Here is a 15,456-nt window from a genome sequence, read left to right as displayed (position 1 = left end):
CTCAGTCAATCCGTGCTGACGCCGCATTGGCGCGAGTGCGGTGTAAAATCTGCTGGGTGTGTTGGGCAATCATCCATTCTTCTTGCGTCGGAATCTGCCATGCACTGACCGCGCTGTCTGCGCGGCTAATCCGTGCCGCACCCGCCTGATTGGCGGCCTCATCCAAATCGAGCCCCAGCCAAGCCGCGGCTTGGCAAACACGCTGCCGAATCAGCGGTGCATGCTCGCCAATGCCGGCGGTAAAGACCAAAGCATCGACGCCGCCCATGGTGGCGACCAAAGCGCCCAATTCGCGCGCAATCCGATACACAAATAAATCCACCGCAAACTTGGCCTGAGGATCATCGGAATCGAGCAAGGTGCGCATATCATTTGATACCCCAGAAACCCCCAATAAACCCGACTGTTGATACAGCAGTTTTTCGATGGCGCGCACGTCCATTTTTAATTCATCCATCAGATAGAGCACCACGCCGGGATCTAAATTACCGCAGCGCGTTCCCATCGGCAGGCCATCAACGGCAGTAAAACCCATAGTACTAGCCACGCTTTGTCCGTCTTGAATCGCGCACATGCTCGCGCCATTGCCTAAATGCAGCACCACCACGCGGCGTGCTTGGGCAGCGTACTGTGGCAGCACTTTCGTAATATATTCATAAGACAAGCCATGAAAACCATAGCGCCGCACGCCCAACTCAGTGATCTGCCGTGGCAGCGCAAAGGTTTGTTCTACCGCCGCTTGGGTGCAATGAAACGCCGTATCAAAACAAGCCACTTGCAGTAAATCAGCACGCTGCGCCAGTAAGATTGAAATCGGCTTTAGATTGTGCGGTTGGTGCAATGGCGCCAGCGCAATAAGGCGAGTTAAATCTTGCACAATCGCCGCATTGAGTGCCACCGGCGCGGTATAAGTCATTCCGCCATGCACCACCCGATGCCCCACCGCCACTAAATGATGCTCACCCAATTGCTCGCGCAAAAAGTCTGCCAAATGCGCTAATGCCCCTTCGTGGCCGAGTGCTTCACCATCAAGCCATTGTTTTTCGCCGATTAAAGCGCCCAGCGCGTCTTTGACTTTAAAGCGCGCCTCGGTATAAAGGCCTTCAAGTTGTCCTGTGAGCCACACATTAAGCGCATCGTCTTGCGCTAGAAACAGCGAAAACTTAAGGCTAGAAGAGCCAGCGTTCAACACTAAAATGGCTTCGCTCATACGGCCACCGCTTGTTTTAAATTCAGCCGCTGCGATTCGGCCACCAAAGCGGCCACCGCGCAAGACGCCAAGCGCGTCATTAAAGAATCGGCGCGACTGGTCAAAATAATCGGCACGCGTGCGCCAAGCACGATGCCAGCGGCATCGGCTCCCGCCATAAAGGTCAGGCTTTTGGCGAGCATATTGCCCGACTCCAAATCTGGCGCGACCAAAATATCGGCCATGCCCGCCACCGGAGAATCGATTTTTTTGATTTGCGCCGCTTGTAGATTGATCGCATTATCCAGCGCCAATGGCCCATCTAAAATCGCGCCAGTGATTTGCTGACGATCGGCCATTTTGCACAATGCCGCCGCTTCAACCGTTGACGGAATATCGGGGTTCACGGTTTCCATTGCCGATAAAATCGCCACTTTGGGCGCGTTAAACCCCAAGGCATGCGCCAAATCAATGGCGTTTTGTACGATGTGCACTTTGTCTTTGAGCGTTGGCAAGATATTAATCGCCGCGTCGGTAATGATGATAACGCGATCTAAACTCGGTACATCCATAATAAATGCATGGCTAATTCGCCTTGCAGTACGCAAGCCCGTTGCAGTACGCACCACCGCCGCCATCAGCTCATCGGTATGCAAACTGCCTTTCATCAGCATGCTGGCCTTACCTTGATGCACCAATTGCACTGCCATTTCGGCCGCCGCTTGGCTATGCGGCGTGTCGATCAGCGTAAAGCCCGAGATATCCAATTTAAACTCAGCGGCAACCGCCGCAATTTTGCCCCTCGGGCCAACTAAAATCGGCAGCAAAATCCCGGCTTCAGCGGCCTCGACCGCGCCACGCAGCGAGCTCTCATCGCAAGGATGCACCACCGCAGTGGCCACGGGGCTGAGTGCCTGACAGCGTGTGATCAAATTTTGATATTTTTCATGCGCCATATTGGGTCTCTAGAATCGATTGATCTTGGATTGAGCTGCGGTATTGGGCCAACCAGACCCAAACCGCCAAGCACATGGTTTATTGCAGTGAATGCTGCGGCGTTTTTTCTGCCACAAACAGCGCTTCAATCTCATGTAAGCGTGCCGTCGCTACCGCGCTCATCTCTCCTGCGGCCCCTGCGATGCGCCGAATCACTTCCAATGCCGCCTGCCTTTTGGCTAAATCCGCAGGCAACATGTCGACCATCGTCGCCAAAGCGCGATCTGGGTCTAAGCGCAATGAAAAATACTGTTCACGCAGCTGCTGCTTAAACTCAGACAATGGCAGCGCCTCATTTTGCGAGCGAATTAAGCGCAAAGCATTAAATGCCCGCTCATCGACGCCATCCCCCGCCATGCCGATATACAGCAAGGCGCGAATCACCGCCTCGCGCAAACCGCCTTCGGCCATATTGGCGTTAAAGTAGGCAATGCGCTGCTGGATAAAAGCGTGGCGCTCTGGCGTTATGGCTGGCATCGCCGGGCAAGATGCCGCAGTAATGCCCAGCATTTGCTGCAATATCGGCGAGCCATAAATCGAGATAAACAGTTGTTCCATCGCCCGATCGCGCTGATCTCGGTATAAATTGAGCCCGTTCATCATCTGCTCTGAGTAGCCATTTTGCCATTTTAACAATGGATTATCTGCAGCCACCGGTAGGCGATGCTGGCGAACCCACTCTGCGCATTGCGGCAAAATCGACATCATTGGATTTTGATGCGAAAACACCGATGCTGGCGCAAGCGCCGCAGACCATGATTTAAAGCACTGGTTTAATGGGGTATTGACCGCTAATCTAACCCACGGTTGAACCCAGCGCCGATACCCCTCTAAATTGATTTCTGACACGCGCGCCACCGTCGCAAAGCGCAATGCGTCATCTTGATTAGGCTGAACAATCTGGCAAATATCGGCCAAAGTACGCGGCTCAAAACGCACAATCCAGTCGCCTTCAACCCATTCTGGATTAACCACCTCGGCGGTTTTGGGCGTGAGTACCGCTTCATACAAACCCGGCGGCAACACATCAATCAAATCAATATTGCTGGCAAATTCTTGATGCTCTTTTTTCGCCACGCTGCCCGAGACAAAAATACCTAAATGCCCCACATGGTCGTGCACCGCATACACAATGGTTTGCCCACACAGCCGCAACTCGTCATCACTGGCATACACATCACTAATCCAGCCCAGCGCCTGCGGCGGCGGGGTAATGTTGTCACCTTTCGAGCAAAAACAAATAATCGGCGAATGAATATTGCGTAAATCAATTTGCTCGCCAGCTTGCGTCACAATCTGCCCGCTTGAAAGGCGATTGCCGATAAACAGTTGATCAACAATCCATTGAATTTCTTCGCCATTTAAATTGACATGCCCACCCCACCATTTTTCAAACTCTAAAAAGCGCGCACCGCCATGATCGATATTGGACCAAATATCATAATTTTTGCCCCACAAGGTATTGGCCGGATTGAGGTTTTCAAAATTCTTCACCAAGTTACCGCCATCAAAAATACCATTACCTAAATCGCTAGTGAGTGCGGTGATCCAACTACCACCGCTCAAGCCGCCGGTATAGCGCATTGGGTTTTCACCCTCAACGCCCGCCCAATACGACAGCGGTGCGCCAGGCACAATCACCGGACCACACAATTCAGGCCGCGTCGCCGCCAACATCATCACCGCCCAACCCGCTTGGCAATTGCCGATAATGCACGGTTTGCCTTCGGCATCAGGGTGTAGCTCGATGACTTTTTCAAGAAATTTAGCCTCAGCATGCATAATGTCTTCTATCGTTTGCCCAGGCATCGGGTCGGGCGTAAAGCCAACAAAATAACAAGGATGCCCCGCCGCCATCGCCACGCCAATTTCACTATCGGCTTTAAAACCACCGATGCCCGGACCATGACCGGCCCGAGGATCGACCACCACAAAGGGGCGTTTTTTAGGGTCAAGCACCTGCGTCGCCAACGGCTGAATGCGCACCAATAAATAATTGACCGCCTTGCTAAAGGTGCGCGCATCCAACACCAATTCCGCCTCAAAACTCAGCACATGCGGCACGGTTTTGGCCTGCTGTGCTTGGTTTTGCTCGCTGCGCTGACGCATCAAATCTGCAAACAACACCATGCGCTGCATCGCATCGAGGCAATATTCAAGCCAAGGATTTTGGGCGCAACCCAGTGGCGACGCTGGCGTGGTCGGCTTGCTCACGCGACTGAGCGAACGAGGATGGGAACTCTGACTAGCAACTTTTGACATTTCACGACTCCACAATGGCGGTCACCTTTTACCAGTGACTCAAACGGCAATTTGAAAATTTTCCCCAACATATCGTATTCGGCATGGCCATCAACACCGGCGATTTCAAACCGAACGGACGATGCGGTCGTTTTTTTACTCAAGCCATGATATGCACACCGCCATCGACATAAATCGTCTCGCCGGTGAGGCGACGGGCGTAAGGCGTTGCCAGATAAGCGCAGGTATAACCCACATCCATAATGTCAACCAACTCGCCCACTGGCGCGCGTTCAGCGGCTTCGTTGAGCAGTAAATCAAAGTCTTTCAAGCCAGAAGCGGCGCGGGTTTTCAATGGCCCGGGAGAAATCGAGTGCACTCGAATCCCTTTGGGGCCCAATTCATACGCCAAATAACGGCATGACGCCTCAAGTGCAGCCTTTACTGGGCCCATCACGTTATAATTGGGCACAACTTTGCACGCGCCATGGTAGGTCATGGCAAATATCGTGCCGCCATCGGTCATCAAAGGCGCGGCCAATTTGGCCATTCGAATCAAAGAATGCACCGAAATATCCATCGCCAGCGCAAAACCATCCGCCGAGCAATCGAGTAAACCACCTTGGATGTCTTCTTTTTTGGCCGAAGCAATCGAATGCACCAAGATGTCGATCTTGCCCCATTCTTTTTCGATCCGCGCAAACAAAGCTTCTAATTCACCAGGTTTGGAGACATCTAAAGGCGCAAAAATCGAAGCGCCAAGGGCTTGCGCCAGTGGCTCAACATGCGGTTTGGCTTTGTCATTTAAATAAGTGATCGCCACATCCGCGCCAACGGCGCGAAAAGCCTGCGCGCAACCATAGGCAATCGAGTCTTCGTTAGCGACGCCCACCACCAGCGCCTTATAACCAGCCAAAATAGGAGTCGGGTTTTCGATCGTCATCATGGGGTTTTCCGTTGAGTTGAGAGGGTCTGTTGCACTGATCGCAGCGGCGATTTTACGCCTCAACATATTACGCCAAAGTTTCAAATAAATAACAAACAAAGAAACTAATACCAAAATTAGCACTACCTCACGCCGAGCAGCAGCGATAGGCCGATTAAACCGCGTGCAACAATCAACGCGCGCAAAAAAATACCGCCCTACTTTGGCGGTATTTTTTCGATGTCGCATGGAGACCACGAACACCATCGACGGCCTTGCCGGTGCGGTAGTCCAATGAAAAACAGCCCCAAGTTTTGGAGCTATTGTGGCTCGTTACGGCGTGACTTCGCGTTGATTGGCATGGATTATTTTTTAAACGCGGCCTCTGTTCTGACCGAGGCATCATAGCTCCAGATAGGCGTGTCAGCGCCGATAAGCTCATCATGAATCTGTTGAATCACAAACAACTCATGCGCCACCTGGGGTGTAAAGCCTTCTCGATCACCGCGCGAGTCAAATAAGAGCTCGTTCAAAAAATGCGCTAATTGCGGACTCCCCCACAGCAGCGTGATTTTTTCGATGATGCGCGGATATTGCTCGATCAATAAGTGCGGCAAGTTATGCTCGCCAACATATTGGGCCAACTGGGCTTGCAGTTTGCTATCCATTGCGATGCTCCCAAAGCGGATCTATTTCAGCTATAGACCAGCGCTTGGCAATCAGCAAAAGACGCGGTGTAACCGCGATACTGCGCCGACTTACGGCAAGGCTTTTTTACTGCAGTATTTAGCAAAATCCGCTTGTAAAATTTGCTGCTTATCTTTCATTTTTTGCACATCATACGGTCGATTACTACCACCCAAACGGCGCTGAATTAGCCGATGCTCTTGATTGATTTTGGCGCAACGCTGCGCCTCAAGCGCGCGTAATTTATCCGGATCACCTTGGTAATATTCTTGTGCAGACGCCAAACTAGCAAGCCATAACACGCTACTGAACAAAACAAACTTCATCATGCAGATTGATTTCCAATGAATAGTAATGACGAGGTAGCTCGTTGGCCCAGCCGCGCAGCGATCTCGCCAGAAAGAAGCGGCCACGATTGCTCACCCATTTGCCGCACGGGCACGCAAGCGGCCAAACTATTACACACAAATACCGCCTCAGCGGCATACAGTTGAGACAGACTGATTTTGCGCTCAACAATGGGTATATCATCGCAAGCTATATCATTCAATAGGATAGAACGACATACCCCCGATACACCGGATTCATTTAATATGGGCGTGCACCAGACGCCATCGATCAAAGCAAACACATTGCTCATCACGCCTTCCACCACCCAGCCATCCCGATCAAGCATCACGCCATCAAACACCGCCGGATCGGACCATTCTTGCCGTGCCAACACGTTTTCTAAGCGATTGAGATGTTTTATCCCCGCCAACGCCGGTTGCCAGCTGGCCCGAGTCGCACATAAAACCAGCTTAGCGCCCGCAAGATATAAACTCGCACCATACGCTGGCAACGCCGCCAATTGCACAATTCGATTGGGCTTGATATCGGCCGGCAGCGCATAACCGCGCGCCGATTCTCCGCGTGTGATGATGATTTTTAAGCTGTGATCCGAGGGTGCAAGTTGGGCGATATCGGCCAATAGCGTCGCCTCACTGGGCGCAGTAATCCCAATGCGTGCGCAGTCATGGACTAATTTAGCGTATTGCTGCGGCCAAAATTCCAACTGCCCCGCACGCACTTTCAGTGTGCGAAATACACCGTCACCAAACTGAATCGCCCGATCGCTCAAATTCAAGTTGTCCGCCAAAACGCCATTGACTAACCGCATTGTGATCTTCCTGCTGGCAACGCCATCATCCCGCTACACCGAGGGCGCGCAATAAACCACGCGCTTTATGCCGCGTTTCTTGCAATTCACGCTCGGCATCTGAATCGGCCACAATGCCGGCGCCAGCGCGGAAATACAGCTGGTCGGCGCGTTGCACAAAAGTACGAATTAAAATATTGCTGTCCATACTGCCATCGCGATTGATGTAGCCCAAGCTGCCGGTGTAAGCCAAGCGGGGCCGATCTTCGAGCTCGCGAATAATTTGCATGCAGCGCACTTTGGGGCAGCCGGTAATGGTGCCGCCCGGAAACAAGGCACGCAGCACGTCGGCGCTATTGAGGCCAGATCGCAATACCGCGCGGATATTCGATTCAATGTGATGCACAAAAGAATACGTCGCCACCGCCATTAATTCATCGACGTGCACCGTGCCCGGCACGGCGATTCGCCCCAAATCATTGCGCTCCAAATCGACCAACATAATGTGTTCGGCGCGCTCTTTGGGGGTGTTTAATAATCGTTGTTTGAGTTGTTCGTCTTCGATTGGATCGCTCGATCGGGCAAAGGTCCCCGCAATCGGCCGCGTTTGTACAATGCCGTCTTTGACTTGCACCAAGCGCTCAGGCGATGAGCTGATGATTTGCCCAACGTCGCCCAAATCTAAATACGCTGAAAACGGTGCGGGATTGGCGGTGCGTAATGCCGCATAAACGTCAGTCGCCTGACCTTGCGCCAAAGTGACATCCCAGCCGCGCGATAAATTCACCTGAAACACATCGCCATCAACAATATATTGCTTGGCGCGCTCAGCGCCGGCGATAAACTGCTGCGGCTCATCCTCCGAAATTGCTGCCACCACCACCGCTTGCGGCTGCCACACCGGCGCTTGCGCAAGCAAAGCTTGCAGTTGCGCTAAATCATGCTCGGTTTCAGCCAGTAAAGTCGCCACTTGCGTTTCACGGTGCAGCAATACCGCAGCGGGGCAACGAATTAAAGCACCCAAAGGAAAATCAGCATACTGACCTAGGGTACGACTCGCTACGCTAGGCTCAAAAATCTCTAGCAGCTCATACCCTGCATAAAAAAACCAGCCACCATGAAATGGCCACTCAGACTCTATGGTTGGCCCTTGTGGTAACGCGGCTAAATCACGCACCAAAGCCGCACCTTCATCGGCGCCATAGCAGCGGATTTCGCTCGGCAAGGCAAATAAAATATCCCAACCTTGCGTTTGCGATGATTGCAATAGCGCGGGAAAATGCGCACGAGAATGCGCCAACAAACCGGCTAAATCCGGAGCTTGTGGCAATCTATGGGTAAAATAGTTAAATTCTGACATGGCGCTATTGTAACAAGAGCCCAGCCCACTCACACCATCGAGAACCCTGATGCCAAAACTTTTACTGATATTTTTATGCAGCTTGTTCGGTAGCGCCTACGCCGAAACCGCCCCGGTACGCAGTGTGCCGCAACTGGATGTGGCGCGTTATCTGGGCACTTGGCATGAAATCGCCCGCTTTCCGATGTATTTTCAAAATCAATGCGTCGGTGAGGTGACGGCCAATTACACGCTACAAGACAATGGCGATATCCAAGTGATTAACCGCTGCCGCATCGCCAATGGCGAGTTTGACCAAGCCAAAGGGCGCGCCCAAGTCGTCGCCAACAGCGGCAACGCCCAATTAAAAGTGAGCTTTTTTTGGCCGTTTAAGAGCGATTATTGGGTGATTGGCCTTGATCCAGATTATCGCTGGGCGGTTGTTGGTAATCCTAATCGCAAATATTTATGGATTTTATCGCGTACGCCGACCTTGAGCCCTGCCGACTTGGCGCTGGCCAAAGCCAGTGCTGCCGCGCAAGGCTATTCACTCCAGCAACTCATTCCAAGTGATCCAGCCAGCGTGCGGCCATAAAAAAATCACCGCGCTGATGCCGCGGCGGTGGTGGTTGATTCGCCAGTCAAAAACTGGTAATAGCGATCTTTGAGTGAATATTTTATTTGTAATAGGCGCGGCGAATTTCACGTTTCGCTTCGCGCTTTTCTTGGCGCACTTCGCGATGGGCTTTGCGTGTGGCTTGACGTACTTCACGTCGCCCTTCACGAATCGCTTGGCGACGCTCGTATGGATTGCGGGCATTATAATAATTCCGTGTCGCTTCGCGTCGTTCGCTCATCACTTCACGCGCGCCGTTTATTTTGGCTTGGCGAACTTCACGCGCACCTTCACGCATCGCGTCACCGACACTATTGGCCATGGCGCCAGCACTCGAAATCACGAGTAGCGCAGCAAGTAAAAAACGTTTCATGATGAATTCCTTCAATCTATTTAAGCCAGTGAGTGCGGTATGCACTGTCGATGTCGCCATCTTAAAAGCCTCGTCCTGATAGCAATAGGCTTTGTGCAATTGTTCACACGCAGTTTGCATCACATGGTGGAGGGCATCAGCAATCCGTTTGATGTGTCGGCGCAGCAAAAAAAAAACCACCCGAAGGTGGCTTACATTGAGCAGATGCAATTTAAACTTTCTTAAACACCAGCGTACCGTTGGTGCCGCCAAAGCCAAATGAATTGGAAATCGCCACTTCAATTTTCATATCACGCGCGGTATTGGCGCAATAATCAAGATCGCAACCGGATTCAAAATCTTGCTCATGCAAGTTAATCGTTGGTGGCGACACTTGATGATGCAAGGCCAAGATCGAGTAAATCGCTTCAACACCACCCGCGCCGCCCAATAAATGGCCAGTCATTGATTTGGTTGAGTTAACGACTAATTTCTTCGCATGATCACCAAAAGCAATCTTCAAGGCATTGGTTTCATTGGCATCACCTAGCGGTGTCGACGTACCATGGGCATTGACGTATTGCACTTGATCTGGATTCACACCCGCATCACGCAATGCATTGGCAACGCCACGCGCTGGGCCTTCGGCACTCGGTGCGGTGATGTGATGCGCGTCCGAGCTCATGCCAAAACCAACCAGTTCGGCATAAATGGTTGCGCCACGCTTTTTGGCGTGCTCGTACTCTTCGAGCACCAAGACGCCAGCGCCCTCACCCATCACGAAGCCATCACGGCCTTTGTCCCAAGGACGTGACGCGGTTTTTGGATCGTCATTGCGCGTTGATAACGCTTTCATTGCGCCAAAGCCACCGATGGCCATTTTGCAAATGGTGCCTTCAGCACCACCCGCGACCATCACATCCGCGTCGCCGTATTGAATAATCCGCGCGGCATCACCGATGCTATGGGCACCGGTGGTGCACGCTGATACGATGCCATAACTCGGGCCTTGATAGCCTTTCATAATGGAAACGTGGCCAGCGATCATATTGATCAATGAGCCGGGGATAAAGAACGGACCGATTTTACGCGTGCCGCCTTCAAGATAGGCCGCATTGGTTTGCTCAATCAGTTGCAAGCCACCAATCCCCGAACCGATATTCACACCAACGCGGGTTTTATCCAAATCGCTCACATCATCCAAGCCCGCGTCGTTAATCGCTTGCATGGCAGCGGCGATACCGTAATGAATGAAATCATCCATCCGGCGTGCGTCTTTCGGGCTCACGTACTGACTGATATCAAAATCTTTTACTTGGCCGGCGATACGGCAGCCCATATCGCTCGGGTCAAACCGGGTGATTAAATCAATACCGGATTGACCAGCAAGCAGGTTGGCCCAGCCAGTGGCAACATCATTGCCAACTGGGGAAACTTGGCCCAAGCCGGTGACAACTACTCTGCGTTTAGACACGGGGTGACTCCGCTTAAAACCGGACTGTGCCGGTTGCGCCATAAATCAATTCAAGAGCGTGTTTTAAAACTATGCCGTGCCTAGCCTTAAAACACGATCTTAAACACTGCTTCATCGCGCTAAATATGAAAAAACCCCCGCGACGACACTGTAGTGCCGCAGCGGAGGTTGGATGTTCCTTCTTACTTGCTCAAATGAGCGCTGACGTAGTCAACTGCTTGCTGAACAGTAGTGATCTTTTCTGCATCTTCGTCAGGGATTTCGCACTCAAATTCTTCTTCAAGCGCCATAACGAGTTCAACGGTGTCGAGAGAGTCGGCGCCGAGGTCGTTTACGAATGATGAATCAATCTTAACGTCAGTTTCTGGCACGCCCAGTTGCTCAGCAACAATCTTCTTCACGCGCTGTTCGATGTTTTCCATGGATTTATCCCAAGCCTATTAAAAAGCAAATTTCGAAAAAAACGTCCGCATTCTACCAAAAAAATGGCGAAGCAAACAGTTTGGTGATGTTTTATTGCAAAAATACCTGCAATTCACATCGTTAATAAAGACTACAAAAATAGGTCAATCTAGCAAAATGCAGTATCGCTGCTATTTTACTCGATTAATTCATAAACATGCCACCATTCACATGAATGGTATTGCCTGTAATGTAACCGGCTTTATCTGATGCCAAAAATCCAACCGCATCAGCGATGTCTTTTGGATCGCCCAAACGGCCCAGTGCAATATTCGCAACGAGGTGGGCTTTTTGCTCATCAGGTAAATTGCGGGTCATATCGGTATCAATAAAGCCCGGTGCGACGGCATTCACCGTTACACCACGACTACCGATTTCTTTGGCCAGCGATTTGGTAAAACCAAATAACGCTGCTTTGGCTGCCGAGTAATTGGTTTGACCGGCATTACCCGTTGCCCCCACCACCGACGCAATATTGATAATTCGTCCCCAACGCGCCTTCATCATACCGCGCATGACGGCTTTGGATAATTTGTAAACTGGCTTCAGATTGGTATCCATAATGGCATCCCATTCTTCGTCCTTCATGCGCATCAATAAGTTATCTCGGGTAATTCCGGCGTTATTGACCAAAATCGTAATCGGGCCATATGTTTTTTCAATTTGTGCCACGATGGCTTCACAAGCGCCCTCTTCAGTGACTTGCAAACGTAAGCCAGAACCGGCTGCACCTGCAGCTTGTAGATAATCGGCAATCGCTGTTGCGCCTGAATCGCTGGTGGCCGTACCAATGACGGTTGCGCCTTGCGCGGCCAGCTCTAAAGCAATTGCTTGGCCGATTCCGCGTGAAGCGCCAGTGACTAGCGCAACTTTACCTTGCAAACTCATTCCTCACCCCTAATCTAGGTATACATTGCTAAGGCATAGCCACAAATGCATTGTGGCATATACCCATATGAAATCAGCGAATTAAACCACTGATTTTAATTGATCCATACTGGCTGCGTCGACCAAAGCAACGCCTTGCACGTCACTCGAAATACGCTTAGTTAAACCGGCCAGCACTTTGCCCGGACCACATTCAGCGACAACCGTCACGCCATCAGCGGCCATTTTTTGAATGGTTTGAACCCAGCGTACAGGCTGATACAACTGGCGAACTAAAGCGTCACGGATCTGCTCGGCATTGTTATACGCGGCAACGTCAGCATTGTGCAAGACAGGGACGATGGGTGTATGAATTTCGACCACAGCCAATTTAGCGGCCAATTTTTCTGCCGCAGGTTTCATCAAGTCGCAGTGCGACGGCACCGAAACCGACAACAACATCGCACGTTTCGCGCCACGCGCTTTACAGCCTTCGCATGCGCGCTCGACCGCCGCTTTGCTACCGGCAATCACCACTTGACCTGGTGAATTAAAGTTCACCGCCTGCACCACATCGCCCTGCGCGGCTTCGGCGCAAGCCTCAATAATTAATTCATCACTCAAGCCCAATACGGCAGCCATTGCGCCCGTCCCCACTGGAACGGCTTCTTGCATTGCTTCTGCGCGTAAACGCACCAGTTGCAAAGCATCGCCAAAACTCAAGGCTTCGGCAGCCACCAAAGCGGTATATTCACCCAAACTATGCCCAGCCATCACCGCAGGCATAGCGCCACCTTGCGACTGCCATGCACGCCACACGGCAACACCGGCGGTCAACATCAATGGCTGCGTATTCACCGTGGCATTGATCGCTTCGAGGGGCCCCACATTGGCCATCTCCCATAAATCAAAGCCCAATACGCTGGATGCTTCGTCAAATGTGGCCTTAACAACAGCCAAGTCAGCCCAACCGCTCATCATGCCGATCGATTGCGAACCTTGACCTGGAAATACGAATGCAAATGACATTTTTAACCCCTTTCAAATCGTCCGACAGTAAAACGGCGCATCAAAGCGCCGTTTTACTGTCGATCAAAATCAATACTTAACCAACGCCGAGCCCCATGCAAAGCCACCACCAATCCCTTCCATCAATAGGGTTTGGCCGCGTTGAATCTTGCCACTGCGAACGCCCGCATCCAGCGCCAATGGAATCGACGCCGCCGAGGTATTGCCGTGCATATCCACCGTAACAATGACGTTATCCATCGACATGTGCAGATGTTTTGCCGTTGATTCGATAATACGAATATTGGCCTGATGGGGTACTAGCCAGTCCACATCACTTTTTTGTAAACCGGCTTTCGCTAAAGTACTTTCAGCGACTTCGGCCAAAGCTTTAACGGCGAATTTAAACACCGCATTGCCTTCCATATACACATAAGGATCACCGACTAACTCGCCTTGTTTTGGGCGGGCATCGGTTTTTAAAATGCCACTATAACGGCCATCCGCATGCAATTGGGTGGCTAAAATACCCGGCTCTTCTGATGCTTTAAGCACCACGGCACCGGCGCCATCACCAAACAAAATGCATGTGCCACGATCATCCCAATTAATGAGATTGGTGACGGTTTCTGCGCCAACCACAACCGCGCATTTGGCTGCGCCGCTTTTGACAAATTGGTCTGCAGTACTCAGGGCATAAATAAACCCTGCACACACCGCTTGTATATCAAAGGCAGGGAAACCATGCACCCCGAGTTTGTTTTGCAAAGTACACGCCGTTGACGGAAAAATACTATCGGGTGTGGTGGTGGCGACGATCAATAAATCGATTTCGCTCTTATCCACACCCGCCGCTTCCAGTGCACGTTCAACGGCAATCAATGCCAAATCTGAAGTGCGCTGATCTTCTGCGGCAATATGGCGCTGACGAATACCTGTACGTGAAACAATCCACTCATCGGTGGTATCGACACGTTGTGCCAACTCGGCATTAGTAAGAATTTTTTCTGGCAAATAAGAGCCAGTACCTGCAATACGGGAATACATGAACACCTCTGAATTAGATCAAGCCTCGGCAGCCTCTACCGCGGCGTTGAGATGCAGCAACTCTTGTTGCACCTGCTCTGTAATGCGCTGAATCATGCCGGAGCGCGCTTCCTCAACGGCTTGAGCCAAGGCCCAGTAAAACGCAATTTCATCCGCACCGCCATGGCTTTTTACCACAATGCCACGTAAGCCCAAGAATGATGCGCCATTAAAACGACGTGGATCTAAACGCTTTTTAAAGCGATTCATTAATGGCAAAGCCAGTAATGCCACGCAACGCGTCAGAATATTACGGGTAAATTCTTCTTTCAAGAAGGTGGTAATCATTTTGATTAAACCTTCAGACGTTTTCAGCGCCACATTGCCGGTAAAACCATCGCAAGCGACCACATCGACCGTACCGCGATAAATATCATCGCCTTCGATATTGCCTTGAAAATTTAGGCGTGTTTTGCGAATCATTTCAGCCGCTTCTTTTACGGCTTCATTCCCTTTGATGTCTTCTGAGCCAATATTCAACAAACCCACGGTGGGTGCATCTACATGCTTGAGCGCTGAAAACATCGCCGAGCCCATAATGGCAAATTGCGTCAGCTGCAAAGGCGTTGAATCCACATTAGCCCCCAAATCGAGCATCGCGGTTTGCCCTTTCATTGTGGGCATCAGCTTTGCAATCGCAGGTCGGTCGATCCCTGGAATGGTTTTTAATACAAACCGAGCCGTCGCCATCAAAGCGCCGGTATTACCCGCTGAAACACAAGCATTGGCTTGGCCAGATTTAACCAAATTAATGGCGACACGCATTGATGAATCTTTTTTATTTTTCATTGCCGATTGCGGCGACTCATCCATCGTCACCACTTCGGTGGCGGCATGAATACGCAAACGCGTATCGGTGGCGGCGTGCTGTGCGGCCAATTCTGCGGCAATCACCTCCGTCAAACCGACTAAAACAATATTGACGTCAGGATTATCTCGCAAAAAACGTAATGCAGCGGGCACCGTAACATGGGCACCATGATCGCCACCCATAGCATCGACTGCGACAGTAATATCCATTCAAACACCTAAAATGACGAACGGCGCAAGCGAGTTATTCTCAGAGAGACACTCAC

At 51.3% G+C, this 15,456-nt stretch carries 16 protein-coding genes; 1 reads left to right on the top strand and 15 read right to left on the bottom strand.

Annotated elements, in window-relative coordinates:
• Nucleotide 1: 1 nt before the first annotated feature.
• The 8 genes from LG219_RS08390 to LG219_RS08355 form a co-directional block, all read right to left on the bottom strand.
• Nucleotides 2-1,210, bottom strand: a complete 1,209-nt coding sequence (locus LG219_RS08390; protein WP_226764059.1) for an acetate/propionate family kinase — start codon at nucleotides 1,208-1,210, stop codon at nucleotides 2-4.
• Nucleotides 1,207-2,145 carry a phosphate acetyltransferase gene (locus tag LG219_RS08385; protein WP_226764058.1) on the bottom strand — a complete coding sequence of 313 codons (939 nt, stop codon included), beginning with the start codon at nucleotides 2,143-2,145 and terminating at the stop codon, nucleotides 1,207-1,209. Before LG219_RS08385 ends, LG219_RS08390 begins: the two co-directional genes overlap by 4 nt.
• Before the next feature lie 79 nt (nucleotides 2,146-2,224).
• The gene (locus LG219_RS08380) at nucleotides 2,225-4,447 is read right to left on the bottom strand and encodes a DUF3141 domain-containing protein (RefSeq protein WP_226764057.1); all 2,223 of its coding nucleotides are present in this window, start codon (nucleotides 4,445-4,447) and stop codon (nucleotides 2,225-2,227) included.
• A 139-nt stretch (nucleotides 4,448-4,586) separates the two neighbouring features.
• Nucleotides 4,587-5,372 (bottom strand): enoyl-ACP reductase FabI, encoded by a 786-nt coding sequence (gene fabI, locus LG219_RS08375; protein ID WP_226764056.1) that lies wholly within the window; start codon nucleotides 5,370-5,372, stop codon nucleotides 4,587-4,589.
• 344 nt (nucleotides 5,373-5,716) lie between these two features.
• Nucleotides 5,717-6,019 (bottom strand): hypothetical protein, encoded by a 303-nt coding sequence (locus LG219_RS08370; protein ID WP_226764055.1) that lies wholly within the window; start codon nucleotides 6,017-6,019, stop codon nucleotides 5,717-5,719.
• A gap of 90 nt (nucleotides 6,020-6,109) precedes the next feature.
• Nucleotides 6,110-6,367 (bottom strand): hypothetical protein, encoded by a 258-nt coding sequence (locus LG219_RS08365; RefSeq protein ID WP_226764054.1) that lies wholly within the window; start codon nucleotides 6,365-6,367, stop codon nucleotides 6,110-6,112.
• Entirely contained in the window at nucleotides 6,364-7,197 is an 834-nt protein-coding gene (pabC, locus tag LG219_RS08360) for an aminodeoxychorismate lyase (RefSeq protein WP_226764053.1), read from the bottom strand. Before pabC ends, LG219_RS08365 begins: the two co-directional genes overlap by 4 nt.
• A gap of 25 nt (nucleotides 7,198-7,222) precedes the next feature.
• Nucleotides 7,223-8,536, bottom strand: a complete 1,314-nt coding sequence (locus LG219_RS08355; protein WP_226764052.1) for an aminodeoxychorismate synthase component I — start codon at nucleotides 8,534-8,536, stop codon at nucleotides 7,223-7,225.
• 49 nt (nucleotides 8,537-8,585) lie between these two features.
• Between LG219_RS08355 and LG219_RS08350 the strand changes: the two genes are divergently transcribed.
• Entirely contained in the window at nucleotides 8,586-9,110 is a 525-nt protein-coding gene (locus tag LG219_RS08350) for a lipocalin family protein (RefSeq protein WP_226764051.1), read from the top strand.
• An 82-nt stretch (nucleotides 9,111-9,192) separates the two neighbouring features.
• Here the strand turns inward: LG219_RS08350 and LG219_RS08345 are convergent, their stop codons facing one another.
• The 7 genes from LG219_RS08345 to plsX all read right to left on the bottom strand — a co-directional run bounded on the left by LG219_RS08345 (nucleotide 9,193) and on the right by plsX (nucleotide 15,400).
• A complete protein-coding gene (locus LG219_RS08345) occupies nucleotides 9,193-9,504 on the bottom strand; it encodes a hypothetical protein (RefSeq protein WP_226764050.1) in 312 nt (103 codons plus the stop codon).
• Nucleotides 9,505-9,715: 211 nt separating this feature from the next.
• Nucleotides 9,716-10,957, bottom strand: a complete 1,242-nt coding sequence (gene fabF / locus LG219_RS08340) for a beta-ketoacyl-ACP synthase II (protein ID WP_226764049.1) — start codon at nucleotides 10,955-10,957, stop codon at nucleotides 9,716-9,718.
• Nucleotides 10,958-11,139: 182 nt separating this feature from the next.
• Nucleotides 11,140-11,379, bottom strand: coding sequence for an acyl carrier protein (gene acpP, locus LG219_RS08335; RefSeq protein ID WP_173532304.1), 240 nt, complete (start codon nucleotides 11,377-11,379; stop codon nucleotides 11,140-11,142).
• A 184-nt stretch (nucleotides 11,380-11,563) separates the two neighbouring features.
• Nucleotides 11,564-12,307 (bottom strand): 3-oxoacyl-ACP reductase FabG, encoded by a 744-nt coding sequence (fabG, locus tag LG219_RS08330; protein ID WP_226764048.1) that lies wholly within the window; start codon nucleotides 12,305-12,307, stop codon nucleotides 11,564-11,566.
• A gap of 81 nt (nucleotides 12,308-12,388) precedes the next feature.
• Nucleotides 12,389-13,315: an ACP S-malonyltransferase gene (gene fabD / locus LG219_RS08325; protein ID WP_226764047.1), complete on the bottom strand. Its 927-nt coding sequence runs from the start codon at nucleotides 13,313-13,315 to the stop codon at nucleotides 12,389-12,391.
• Nucleotides 13,316-13,384: 69 nt separating this feature from the next.
• Nucleotides 13,385-14,341 carry a beta-ketoacyl-ACP synthase III gene (locus LG219_RS08320; RefSeq protein ID WP_226764046.1) on the bottom strand — a complete coding sequence of 319 codons (957 nt, stop codon included), beginning with the start codon at nucleotides 14,339-14,341 and terminating at the stop codon, nucleotides 13,385-13,387.
• Between the two features lie 18 nt (nucleotides 14,342-14,359).
• Nucleotides 14,360-15,400, bottom strand: a complete 1,041-nt coding sequence (gene plsX, locus LG219_RS08315) for a phosphate acyltransferase PlsX (RefSeq protein WP_226764045.1) — start codon at nucleotides 15,398-15,400, stop codon at nucleotides 14,360-14,362.
• Between the last annotated feature and the right edge of the window lie 56 nt (nucleotides 15,401-15,456).

This window comes from Deefgea salmonis, from assembly GCF_020531905.1.
GTDB classification, from domain to species: Bacteria; Pseudomonadota; Gammaproteobacteria; order Burkholderiales; family Chitinibacteraceae; genus Deefgea; species Deefgea salmonis.
Note: the sequence above shows the minus strand (reverse complement) of the source record. Positions and strands in the feature narration are given on the sequence as shown.